The sequence below is a fragment of the Lentibacillus sp. genome, assembly GCF_035301675.1.
Classification (GTDB): domain Bacteria; phylum Bacillota; class Bacilli; order Bacillales; family Amphibacillaceae; genus Lentibacillus.
In genome coordinates this window covers 32,450-44,401 of record NZ_DATGTT010000063.1, presented here as the reverse complement: position 1 = coordinate 44,401, position 11,952 = coordinate 32,450, and the positions used below count along the sequence as shown (strand labels likewise).

General features: G+C 42.2%; 10 protein-coding genes and 1 pseudogene. 2 read left to right on the top strand and 9 right to left on the bottom strand.

Going from position 1 to position 11,952, the window contains the following annotated elements; all coding sequences use genetic code 11:
- Positions 1-503 (top strand): annotated as a pseudogene (locus VK097_RS11255) (hypothetical protein); the annotation flags it as partial.
- A 148-nt stretch (positions 504-651) separates the two neighbouring features.
- Here VK097_RS11255 and ytxC read toward each other — a convergent pair.
- The 6 genes from ytxC to VK097_RS11225 form a co-directional block, all read right to left on the bottom strand.
- Positions 652-1,500, bottom strand: a complete 849-nt coding sequence (gene ytxC / locus VK097_RS11250) for a putative sporulation protein YtxC (protein ID WP_324211896.1) — start codon at positions 1,498-1,500, stop codon at positions 652-654.
- Positions 1,501-1,724: 224 nt separating this feature from the next.
- Positions 1,725-2,657, bottom strand: a complete 933-nt coding sequence (gene dnaI / locus VK097_RS11245; protein ID WP_324211895.1) for a primosomal protein DnaI — start codon at positions 2,655-2,657, stop codon at positions 1,725-1,727.
- An 11-nt stretch (positions 2,658-2,668) separates the two neighbouring features.
- On the bottom strand, positions 2,669-4,006 hold the full coding sequence (locus tag VK097_RS11240; protein ID WP_324211894.1) for a replication initiation and membrane attachment family protein: 1,338 nt from the start codon (positions 4,004-4,006) through the stop codon (positions 2,669-2,671).
- Positions 4,007-4,044: 38 nt separating this feature from the next.
- On the bottom strand, positions 4,045-4,515 hold the full coding sequence (gene nrdR, locus VK097_RS11235) for a transcriptional regulator NrdR (protein WP_324211893.1): 471 nt from the start codon (positions 4,513-4,515) through the stop codon (positions 4,045-4,047).
- A gap of 21 nt (positions 4,516-4,536) precedes the next feature.
- A complete protein-coding gene (locus VK097_RS11230) occupies positions 4,537-4,929 on the bottom strand; it encodes a cytosolic protein (protein ID WP_324211892.1) in 393 nt (130 codons plus the stop codon).
- A gap of 296 nt (positions 4,930-5,225) precedes the next feature.
- Positions 5,226-6,257 carry a glyceraldehyde-3-phosphate dehydrogenase gene (locus VK097_RS11225; RefSeq protein WP_324211891.1) on the bottom strand — a complete coding sequence of 344 codons (1,032 nt, stop codon included), beginning with the start codon at positions 6,255-6,257 and terminating at the stop codon, positions 5,226-5,228.
- Positions 6,258-6,426: 169 nt separating this feature from the next.
- Here VK097_RS11225 and VK097_RS11220 point away from each other — a divergent pair, with 169 nt between their 5' ends.
- Positions 6,427-7,167, top strand: a complete 741-nt coding sequence (locus tag VK097_RS11220) for a DUF5694 domain-containing protein (RefSeq protein ID WP_324211890.1) — start codon at positions 6,427-6,429, stop codon at positions 7,165-7,167.
- Between the two features lie 357 nt (positions 7,168-7,524).
- On the opposite strand, the gene coaE is transcribed toward VK097_RS11220, so the two are convergent.
- The 3 genes from coaE to polA form a co-directional block, all read right to left on the bottom strand.
- Entirely contained in the window at positions 7,525-8,124 is a 600-nt protein-coding gene (gene coaE, locus VK097_RS11215) for a dephospho-CoA kinase (RefSeq protein WP_324211889.1), read from the bottom strand.
- Positions 8,125-8,319: 195 nt separating this feature from the next.
- Positions 8,320-9,153: a DNA-formamidopyrimidine glycosylase gene (gene mutM / locus VK097_RS11210; protein WP_324211888.1), complete on the bottom strand. Its 834-nt coding sequence runs from the start codon at positions 9,151-9,153 to the stop codon at positions 8,320-8,322.
- Between the two features lie 12 nt (positions 9,154-9,165).
- On the bottom strand, positions 9,166-11,805 hold the full coding sequence (gene polA / locus VK097_RS11205; protein ID WP_324211887.1) for a DNA polymerase I: 2,640 nt from the start codon (positions 11,803-11,805) through the stop codon (positions 9,166-9,168).
- Positions 11,806-11,952 lie beyond the last annotated feature (147 nt).

Below are 11,952 nucleotides of genomic sequence, written 5' to 3'. Positions count from 1 at the left end.
AAATACACGACGACTCCTGCGGGAGCAAAGGCATAGGTGAGACCCCGCAGGGCGTCAGCCCGAGGAGGCTCACCAGCCGCCCGCGGAAAGCGGCGTGTATTTCCGGAGCGGTAGAAGACGCACCAACTTATACCTTAAGTTATGTCGCAGTTTATGGATTTTGTTTCAAAAACGACAATCTTTTAAAACATAGCCAATATAAAAACGCCCGCCCCTCTGCTTTACAGCAAAGGGACGAGCGTTCAGCACGTGGTTCCACCCTCATTTCCGCAATAAATGCGGCTTCGTTTATCTTTAACGCAGACGATACGCTGCTGCTTACTCCTATTGTTCAACAGCAGAGTTTAAAGGTGGTAATCATTTACAGGGATAGCGGAAGCTTTCAGCCGGCGACTTCCTTCTCTTGTCTATCCAATAAAACAAACGATCATGTCCTTATCATTACTTTTCCATTCATCAATTTATTCCGCCTTAACAGGCTCCTCGCATCTAATGGTCAGTAACCCGCCAAAATACGGCGGCTAACTGACCTTAAATGCCCGATTCGGTTCAACTAACATTCAGTGGGAAGCTTTTTTCCCACTGAATGGAGTTTCACTTTATATAAATGGTATTATAGCTTGTGTATCAAATAAAATCAAGCCTAAGCATTTATTTTTTTATGTCATTTGGAAACGGAAAGCTGCTGAACGGCTCAAATTCGACCCGTTCCTGAAAGATATTAATCACGGTTAATGTTTTCGGATCTGATGGATCATCACCAAATAGCTTAATTTTTTCAGGTGCCATGGCAATCAGCGGTGACAAATTCAAGTCCTCATCATCAAGTCCGACTATGTAGAGCGGTTCTTTTTGCATAAGCACACGCATTTCCATCCGTGAAAACTGTTTGCCGTCCGGTTTAAAATAAGAAAACGGTTCTCCTTGTATAACATGAACGGTTTCAAACACGGGTTTTCGTTTTACGATATAATTCCTGAGCGTATCGATGAATGCCTGATGCTCCTCTTCCCGCTTAAATTCATCAATTGCAAGCCCGACATAGTGGATAAGCTGATCTTTAAACACTTTCAATTGAAAATTTATGAGTGAATCAAAATGAAGTATTTCGGCATTTTTAATATTTACCAGAAAGAGTGAATACAACAATTTGCTTGGATCCTTATTGTTTCTGACAAATTGACTGTCTTCATCATCCCCGGCAACAATCCAATGTGATAAATCCATGATACGTTCAATTTCATCCGAATTTGAATAATAATAATTATGTTTAATAATTCGGTTGATCATGTTTGTCAGCCGGTGTGCAACAAGCACTCTGACCATTGATCCGGCAACAGCTTCCATAAATTTGTCGCCGGACTCCTGATAATACAGCTGCAGTTGATTTCCCCATTCCTCTGTTGTTTTCCAGTGTAATTCAATTTTTTTATTCAATTGAAACAGATTTTCGCAAAAACTTATGGCTTCTTTATCCGACTCAAAGTATACTTCCAGCAAAAACATCACCCTCACCCAAGACCAAACTGTTACATTATATGGACATCCTTCTTAAAAAATGTATGGTCCCATGAAACTAGTAAATATCTATGGTCCGGGTGATTAAGATAGGGTGTAATACCCCGAAGGATACTCCAACCCACAGGCAAAAAGAAAGGTGCCATACCCGCAGTGGGCATAACACCTCTTAACTGTAATCTGATAGTGCATGAAAATCGTGACAATTATGAGTCACGGCGATTTTCACCGGACAACTTGACTTCCTTGCTGACCTGTTTGATCCGCTCAATGATCCGTCCTGCTTTGACCGTTTCACTTCCGCCGCGGTTTGTGATGGAAAGCTGCTCCTCCAGCTGCTTGAGACTGTAGTTGGATGTGAAAAATACCGGCAGTTTTTCCATCATCCGGTATTGTAAAATAGATCCAAGAATTTCATCCCTGAACCAGGCTGACTGCGTCTCCGCTCCAATATCGTCAAGAATCAGGACATCAGTTGTTTTGAAGTAATTGATTTTTTCGTTGATGGAATCGTCTTTGATAGAGCTTTTCATCTCACGGACAAATTCAGGCATATAGATGAGCATGGATGATATATGATAGTCTTTCAAAGCGTTCGCCAGCGCACCAAGCAAATATGTTTTTCCTACACCAAACGGACCGTGAAAGTAAATCCCTCTTGCAGGGAGTTCCGTACGGGCATTTTCCAGGAAAAGAAGCAGTTCACGGATACCGCCTCCTCTTTGCTTATCATGGTCAATATCATCGATGGTGGCATTTAATATATCTCTCGGCATATATAAACTTTGAATCAATTTTTGCTGTTCCCGTTGTTTTTCAGCATCAACAAATTTATGGCATTTCTCATATACCAGATGAATTTCACCATTTTCCACACGGAGAATTGGCGAATAGCCCTGAATCATGTTTATACAGCCACCAAGTGATTCACATCGGTCACATTGCTTGGACTGTGACTTATATTCATAAAGCTTTATCAGATTTTTATCGATTTCCTTTTGTGTAAGCTGCGGATGCAATGAGAGAAACTCACTGATTTCAGGATCATTCAGAACCTCCTCCCTTACCTTCAAGTAATTCTCCTTGAAATTGTTGTTTTGCTGCATCCATTTTTTTAATTCGGATTGTACCGGCTCCATTTATACCATCCTTACAAATGACTATTCTTCTTTTTGGAATACTTTTTGAGAAGTGCTTCCGTTTCTTCCCACTCCTTACCGTCATTGCTATCCTGTTTTACTGCACTGCCTGTTTCCTGTTTCTTTTTCCGTTCTTTAAACCAATCCGGTATAACCTCGTTTGATACAGGTTTCCGGTAGTTTTTAGCTTTATTTTTACGCTGCTGATACTGGGACTTTTGTTTTTTGGCAAATGCCATCGCCTCTTTTGCAGTTTTCAGATTTGCCCGCGACCAGTGGCTGGCGATGGTTTCCATATATGCTTTTGATAACTTCATATCAGTTTGCAAGAGAACATAATGAATCAGCACATTCATGACCGGCGAAGGGAGCCCCTGTGTCGTCATGACTTCACGAATCATTTTTAAGTCCTGGCCGGATGCCTGGCCGCCGCTCGATAAATCCTCAAGCAGGTTTCTGGGTGAGATATTTTCGAGCTTTTGAATCAGCTGTTCTTCTTTCGTTGTCGGTACATATTCAGTGGTTGGCTCGTTTTTTTGTTTATCGGTCAACCTGATTGAACTTTGCTGGTGCTTGGACTGAAACAGATCATGACATGCCTCTTTAAATTCCTTGGGGGCGAGCGTGTTCTCATCAGTCAGCGCCCATAATACGGCTTTTTCCACTTCAAATTCAACTAAATCATACAGTGTTATCATTTGCGACATCAATTTCTTGTTGGCTGTCGTCAACACTTTTTTGGAAGGAATCATTCGCGCCTGCAGCATTTGTTCCATCCAGGTAAAATCAATTGATGGAATGGTTTCTTCCACCGCGTGATGTTCCTCAGGCAACTCCATCCCTGTTGTGTGCGGTTGAAAAGTCTGGAAAACATCATTGAATGACGCGGTTATGTCCGTCCCTTTTTGGCCGGTCTGGATGCAAAACTGTTCCTGCAGTATAGTAAACTTCGCTTCTCCAATATGATGATACAGCAGCTGTGTAAGCATATCATCGGAAAAAAATTCAGCAGGGGCAAACGGACGCTGAATTTCATAAGCATATGTGTTTTGTCCACTGGATTCCTGCTGATAAGTTTTCAGCAGACCCACCCCTTCCAGTTTCAATCTGGCCCGGTAAATCTCATCCAGCGGCAAATCCATATAATTCATCAATGTATGATGTGTCTGGGCTGTGTCCCCATTCTGAAAATCCAATTCATTAATAAGTGTCTGATACAATGACATCGCTTGAATTCCAATCAGCGGCTGGTACAGGTGTGTTAATGATTTTGTATAGCCGGCGGGGAGGGTCCCCTTCAAAAAAACCCGATATCCTTCGATTGGCAAAATTTTTCCGATATCTCGCATGATGTTAATCCTTTCTTCTATCCAGCATACCGAATCGCTTATTCGGATTGTTCTTTATCGGATTTAATTAAATCTTTCAGTTCGTCCAAAAATACCGATATATCCTTAAATTGACGATAAACCGATGCAAAGCGGACATAGGCAACTTCATCAATCTCCGAAAGCCGTTCCATGACCATTTCACCTATCTCATTGCTCTCAACTTCGGAAACCGCTGTATTCCGGAGTTCTTTCTCCACATCGATTGCAATTCCTTCAATTTTTTCAAGGGGGACAGGCCGTTTTTCACAGGCCTTAATCAATCCCCTGATGAGTTTTTCACGACTGTATTCCTGCCGTGTGCCGTCCTTTTTGACGATAATCAGCGGCACTTCCTCAATCCGTTCGAATGTTGTGAACCGAAAGCCACACCGCTCGCATTCCCTTCGTCTGCGAATGGATTGGCCTTCTTCAATCGGGCGTGAATCCAATACTTTTGTACTCTTATTTTGGCAATTTGAACATCGCATGTTGTCCAACCCCATTCATTATTACTGCCGTTTATTGTCCACCAGCGGCAGTTCCTTGTCGACATATGTATACAATTGCTGAATCAGTCTGTAACTGTAACCAAAGTCAATTGGGAACATCGACTCGGTTGTGACCGAAAAATCAATCGCCGTTCTGTATGGTCTGACCATTATAACCGTCGCGACGATGAAGGCTTTTTTCCCTTTTACAATTGTTGCACTGATTTCCCCGCGGTCTTTGGAAACCGCATTAATATAGTACTTGGAATTGTTTTGAAACAAATTTTCCAGCACATTAAGGCCTTTTTCGCCTGTTGTTTTATAATAGTGTGTCTGCAGCGATTCATCAGTATGTACATCGCTTGTTTCGGCATGATCGCCGACATACCTTGCAATAGTCTGACGAAACGACATCCCGTCCACCTCATCCCAAAGAGCTTCTGGAGAATAGCTTACTCTTATTTCATGATAATCTATGTCTATATATTGTAACATGATTTTTATTGTTTCAGTAGGCTATTTTCATAAAGATTGCGGTTATCCGAAGCGCATATACATCCCGCATTCCTAAGACGGCTGGTGAACTCCCGTATATACAGGCCAATCAGTGAGTTTTAAAAGATTCCCCCTCCAACTGAACAAAAAAGATTGACCCTTCTTGCTGAAAAGGTCAATCTTTTTTACGCTTTTACATATTAATTATTCTGTTACTATGAAACTTTTACATGGTGCTGTTTCATATAGCTTCCGACATGTCTTGCGAGATCGACTACACGTGCGGAATAGCCCCATTCATTATCATACCAGGCTAAAATCTTAATCTTATTATCTTCCATTACCATCGTCGTAAGTCCATCTATAATTGCTGAATAATCGGTTGTTGTATAATCAATCGATACAAGCGGCTCTTCACTGTATTTGATAATCCCTTTCAGTTCCTTCTCTGAAGCTTCGCGGAAGATATTATTAACCATTTCTTCTGTTACGGATTCCTCTACATCAATGACAAGATCAACAAGCGAAACATTCGGAGTCGGAACTCTTAGCGCCATACCGTGCATTTTTCCTTCCAAATGCGGCATTACTTCGCCAAGTGCTTTTGCTGCACCGGTTGACGTCGGAATAATCGATTGTGTGCATCCGCGGGCACGCCGCAAATCTTTGTGCGGGTTATCAAGATTCTTTTGGTCGTTTGTAAACGAATGGACCGTGGTCATCAGACCGTTAACAATCGTAAAGTTATCATCCAGCACTCTGACAACCGGGGCAAGACAATTGGTTGTACAGGAGGCATTGGAGATAACCTCATCTTTTTTAGGGTTATACGATTGTTCATTTACACCCATCACAATCGTTTTATCGACTTGCTTTCCGGGAGCAGTAATGACAACTCTTTTGGCCCCTGCCTGGATGTGCCGGCCGGCTTCTGCTTTCGTTTTGAACTTACCTGTAGCTTCGATTACTACATCAATCTCGTGTTCTTTCCATGGAAGTTTTTCCGGTTCACGCGAACTGACAATATTTATGGATTCCCCATTAATTTCCAGACCATTTTGGAGCGCTTTCACTTCTCCGTCAAAAATACCATGGATACTGTCATACTTAATTAAATGTGCCAGTGTTTCGGGAGGATAATTGGCATTTATTGATACAACATCCAAATCATTATTTTTTACCGCCTGACGAAAGACCATTCGCCCAATGCGGCCAAATCCATTAATAGCAATCCGGGTTCTACTCATGTTTTCATCCTCCAATTTATGTTATACTCTTTTAACTTTGATTTGCAATTAGTATAACATATTAAGCTCAGAGTGTGCTATTTTTTTATAAAAAATTTCTCTTTATTTAAAAGATGTTTTATTGCCTATGTTAAAATAAGTATGAATTATCATACAAAGGAGGGGCAGGTTGACACATACATACAAAAAACCAGAGATAATGATTCTTGGCATATTCCATATGCGCGATACACCAGATTTATATAAAGCCCGACGTGATGATATCCATACTGAAGAAGGACAGCGGGAAATTAGGAAAGTTGTTGATTGCATCAAGGAATTTAAGCCGACAAAAATAGCATTTGAAATTGTTAAAGAAAAGCAGGGCACATTGCATGAAGAATATCGTCAATTTTTAAACGGCATGCTGGAGCCGGAAGTGAATGAAATCCATCAATTAGGATTCCGTGCAGCTGCTGAGCTGAGTCATGACACAGTGTACGCCGTTGATTGGATGGATGATGTGGAAAATATCGGACTGGGTGATGTCTTTGAGTGGGCTAAGAAACATCAGCCGGACATGGTTGAAATGATTAACGGGCACTACCGGCCGAAAATAAAGCAAGCAATAGAGGACTCAAGTATTATCGAACGCATAAAAGCCTTGAATACGGAATCAAATATCGAGTTGAATCACGAAATGTATATGGCCATCGCTCGTATCGGACAGTGCCCTGAATATGTTGGCATAGACTGGCTGAGGTGGTGGTATCAGCGAAATTTGATTATTTATGCCAACCTGGCTGAAATAACCTGTCCTACTGATCGCACATTGCTGATCATCGGCAGTGCTCACATTCATTTGATAACACAATTTTTAAAAGAAAGCGGGTTATTTAATGTCGTACCGGCGAATGGTTATTTGGCATGATTTTCTCAAATAGTTTAACCCTTTATATTGGCTTATTGCATGATTCAGTCTGGATAACAGTAGGAATCCAATCCTTATGTTTTGTTGTTCACAACTCATAAAGAGCTGAATTGTCCATCCTTTATCATAAACGAAGGAGACTGCAATAGTTCGAACAGTGGAAGAGGATATAATATAAACTTGGAAAAACTGTTGAATGCCGGAGTTCACAAAATGATATCTGTTAGTTAAGACAGAGCGCACAAAAACACCGCATCTAATCACCATGGTATGCCATTTTACGAAGCAAGAGATTTTGTATGTCGGTCCGGCTCAGTTCAAATACAACGCGTCCCGGACCGAACATCAATCAGACCATTATACAATCTCCCATTCCCTAAGCAGCGATTCCAACTGCTGATAGGAATCATGTTTTGACCCGTTGTTGTCAATAACGACGTCGGCAAGCTCCGCCTTTTCTTTGACGGGCATCTGTGCATTTATCCGCTGATAAGCTTCTTCCTCTGAATAGCCATCGCGTTCCATCAGACGCTCAAGCTGCACATCTTCATCAACATAGACAACAACGGTTTTATCCACAAAGTGCATCAGCTTGCTTTCAAATAACAAAGGGATATCGAGCACGACACATTTTTCATCGGATGCCGCAAATGCATCCCTTCGCTCAAGCATTTTTTCCCTGACAGCGGGATGCACGATATTATTTAACTGTTCACGTTTTTCCTCATTCTCGAATACAATCGCTCCTAATTTTTTCCGGTCGAGCGACTTGTCATCACGTAAAACATCCTCACCAAATTCATCGACAATCTGCTCATATGCTTTTCCTCCCGGCATAACAACTTCCCGAGATATTTTATCGGCGTCAATCACCGGGATATTAAAATCATCAAACATTAATGAAACAGTACTTTTGCCGCTTGCTATACTTCCTGTCAGTCCAATAACAAATGTCATTTGCAATCCTCACTTCATTCTTCATATAAACATTGCAAAAATTAGGATTATATATTTTAGTTACAATGTCATCCATGTCCAGCCTCAGTGCCCAGCAACTAGCGTGATTTCCCTCGCCTCCGTCGTCTCCCTGTAATGCCGTGTCTCCTTTATCTCCTGCGGTTCAGTAAAGTCCGTACGTCGCTAACCGGGCACTTACGCTTTTAGCTTTTGACACGAAACACAGACATGCGTGCCTCGACCGCCGATTTTCATTTTCACAATCGGTTTGCCACATGTTTTGCACGGTTCATTTTCTTGACCGTAGACAAAAAGCTCTTGCTGAAACATGCCCATATCACCCTGGGAATTGACGTACGACCGGATCGTGGTGCCTCCCTGAGCTACTGCTTCTTCCAAGGTGTGTATCGAAGCTTCCCAAATCGCTTTTACTTCCCTCTTCTTCAATTGTTTCGCTTTTGTTAATGGATGGATATTTGCTTTAAACAGCGTTTCGTCAACATAAATATTTCCCAGACCAGCAACAACCGTCTGATCCAATAATACTGATTTGATGACACGGTCGGTTATTTTCAGCTTCTGGTAAAGATAATCCGTCGTAAATACTTCATCAAACGGATCGGGGCCCAGTTGGTTCAGCGGCTTATTGTTCCGTTCATCACCTTTTTTGAATAGGTGCATCGTCCCGAATTTGCGTACATCGTTGTAGCGGAGTTCTTCTCCGTCACTGAATTTAAAAATGACGTGTGTATGCTTTTTTACTGGTTCCCCTGACGGATGGACATTGTACTTACCCTCCATCCGCAAATGGGATACCAGTACAGCATCATCCAGTTCAAACAACAGGAACTTGCCTCGACGATTGATATCATGTATCGATTGTTCTGTTAAAAGGTGTTTAAAATGTTCAATGTCATCGGGCTGTTTTATTATATTCGGCCAAAATACGGATACATCTGTAATGGTTTTATCAATAACAAATCGTTTGAGGGTATTTTTTATCGTCTCCACTTCTGGTAATTCCGGCATGCCATCTTCCCCTTATTTTGCATCAAACCAGCTATCACCATATTCATAGTCAACTTTCAATGGTACATTGAGATCAACAGTGTTCTCCATGATGGCTGGTACGATTTCTTTTAGTTGTTCAATCTCTTCTTTTGGTGCTTCCAGGATCAGCTCGTCATGCACCTGAAGCAGCATCTGTGTTTCGAGTTTTTCATTTTTTAATTTCTCATGCAGATCGATCATTGCTTTCTTGATAATATCAGCGGCACTTCCCTGAATAGGTGTATTCATTGCAGTCCGTTCAGCAAATGAACGCCGGTTGAAATTCCGGCTCGTGATTTCCGGCAAATAACGTCTGCGTTTCATGATCGTCGTCACATAACCCTGATGTTTTGCCTCCTGGACAATATCATCCATATACGCTTTTACGTCAGGGTAGCTTTCAAAATAACGTTCAATGAACTGCTTGGCTTCCTTCCTTGTAATTCCAAGGCTCTGCGAAAGCCCGTAATCGCTGATGCCGTAAACAATCCCGAAGTTGACCGCTTTGGCCTGGCGGCGCATATTGGCTGTGACCTCTTCCCGCTCAACATGGAAGACGTCCATCGCTGTCTGAGTATGAATATCAAGATTATTCGTGAACGCTTCAACCAGCTTTTCATCACCGGCAATATGTGCAAGCACCCGCAGTTCGATCTGCGAATAGTCAGCAGCAAACATGACCCAGTCTTTTTGAGACGGCACAAATGCCTGCCGAATCTTGCGGCCCTCCTCCAGCCGGATTGGGATATTCTGCAAGTTGGGATCGACCGAGCTCAAACGTCCTGTCTGAGTGAGCGCCTGGTTAAAGCGCGTGTGGATTTTATGGGTATCCTGATCCACCACTTTAAGCAGTCCGGCAATATAGGTTGACTGCAGCTTGCCCAATTGCCGGTAAAGGAGCAGTTTCGGAATAATATCATGTTCATTTTGCAGTTGTTCCAGCACATCCGCTGCAGTGGAATAGCCGGTTTTTGTCTTTTTGATGACGGGCAGACCGAGTTTTTCAAACAGAATCGGCCCAAGCTGTTTTGGCGAATTCAAATTAAATTCCTCGCCTGCCAGCTGGTAAATTTCCTGTTCCAGATCATTCAGCCGCTTCTTCAAATCATCGCCCATTTCCCGGATACGTTCAACGTCAACCAGCACACCGGTATACTCCATCTCGCCCAGAATAAGGGCAAGCGGCATTTCCAGTTCTTTTAGCAGTTCATATTGTTCATTCGTTTTCAGCTGTTCTTTCATGCTGTCTTTTATCTGAAACAGCACGTTTGTTTTTCGGACAACATGTTCACTCAGCTTGTCCTGTTCAGGCACTTTCATTTTGGCGCCTTTTCCGTAAACCTCTTCATCAAACAGCACATCTGTCACACCCATCCGATGAGCAATCGCCGGGATATCATGGTTATTCTCGGCAGGGTTGAGCAGATACGATGTCAGCAGCATATCAAACGTGATGCCTTTAATATGGATACCTTTGTTCAGAAAGATCACTAGCGTTTTCTTCGCATCAAAAACAACTTTTGACATGGAGCTGTCTTCAGCCCATGACTTAAATACTTCCGACTCAAGGGCCGTTTCAGTCGGAATAAAATATGCATTGGACTGATTCACAACACCAATGCCTTCAATCTTACCGTAGTGATAGTTTTCCTCAAGCATTTCAAGCACCAATGCGGTCTCATCGCCCAACATCTCTTCAGTGATGTCATCGACAATTGTATAATCGATATCACTTAGTTCATTCCTTTCCTCATCCTCGCCTTCTCCCTCTCCGTTAATCCGGTTCAATAGTGACTGAAAGCCCAAATCCTTAAAAATCGCACTGACTTCGGCTTGCGGATAACCCGCATATGTAATCTTCTTAAGCGAAACGTCAATTGGTGACTCACGGTCAATAGTGACAAGCTGCTTGCTCATGAACGCATCATCTTTGTGATTTTCCAGTTTTTCTTTTAATTTCTTGCCGCTCACATCATCAAGATTTTCGTAGACATTATCAACCGTTGCAAATTGTTTCAGCAGTTTGGCGGCCGTTTTTTCCCCGACACCCGGTACCCCCGGAATATTGTCCGAACTATCGCCCATTAATGCTTTTAGATCAATAATCTGTTTAGGGGATATGGACATCTTTTCCTGCATGAAATCGGGCGTATACGCTTCAATGTCGCTGATGCCTTTTTTGGTCAGATTCACTGTTACTTTGTCCGATACAAGCTGCAGCAGGTCTTTGTCACCGGAAATAACCGTGACATCCCAGTTCTCTCCCTGAGCCTGTTTTGAAAGCGTTCCGATAATATCATCAGCCTCATACAAGTCAAGCTGATAATGCGAAACATGAAACGCATCAAGCACTTCTTTCAAAAGCGGAATCTGCTCCGACAACTCAGGCGGTGTCTTTTGCCGGCCGCCTTTATATTCTTTATATGTTTCATGGCGAAAAGTTGTTTTGCCGGCATCAAATGCAACAAGCATATGTGTTGGTTTTTCATCCTCTATAATTTTCAGAAGCATGTTCGTAAAGCCATAGATGGCATTTGTGTATACGCCTTTATCATTATTTAATAATGGCAGTGCAAAAAATGCCCGATAAATCACACTGTTTCCGTCAATCAATACAAGTTTATTACTCATCAAAACGTCCTCCGATCATTCCGTTATCCCGCATCTGACTGGCATCAGGATACCCACTTTATTCTCACAAGGTAAAACCAGGGAGGGTGTAAGCAGGAAGCAATGCCAGTAAATGTCCGATTCTGTTCACTATTATTTTAACATAGT

Bases quoted from the DNA above. Each gene is read 5' to 3' on its own strand.
- dnaI (WP_324211895.1), bottom strand. From the start codon at position 2,657: ATGGAGCCGGTACAATCCGAATTAAAAAAATGGATGCAGCAAAACAAC.
- VK097_RS11240 (WP_324211894.1), bottom strand. From the start codon at position 4,006: ATGCGAGATATCGGAAAAATTTTGCCAATCGAAGGATATCGGGTTTTT.
- nrdR (WP_324211893.1), bottom strand. From the start codon at position 4,515: ATGCGATGTTCAAATTGCCAAAATAAGAGTACAAAAGTATTGGATTCA.
- VK097_RS11230 (WP_324211892.1), bottom strand. From the start codon at position 4,929: ATGTCGTTTCGTCAGACTATTGCAAGGTATGTCGGCGATCATGCCGAA.
- VK097_RS11225 (WP_324211891.1), bottom strand. From the start codon at position 6,257: ATGAGTAGAACCCGGATTGCTATTAATGGATTTGGCCGCATTGGGCGA.
- coaE (WP_324211889.1), bottom strand. From the start codon at position 8,124: ATGACATTTGTTATTGGACTGACAGGAAGTATAGCAAGCGGCAAAAGT.
- mutM (WP_324211888.1), bottom strand. From the start codon at position 9,153: ATGCCGGAATTACCAGAAGTGGAGACGATAAAAAATACCCTCAAACGA.
- polA (WP_324211887.1), bottom strand. From the start codon at position 11,805: ATGAGTAATAAACTTGTATTGATTGACGGAAACAGTGTGATTTATCGG.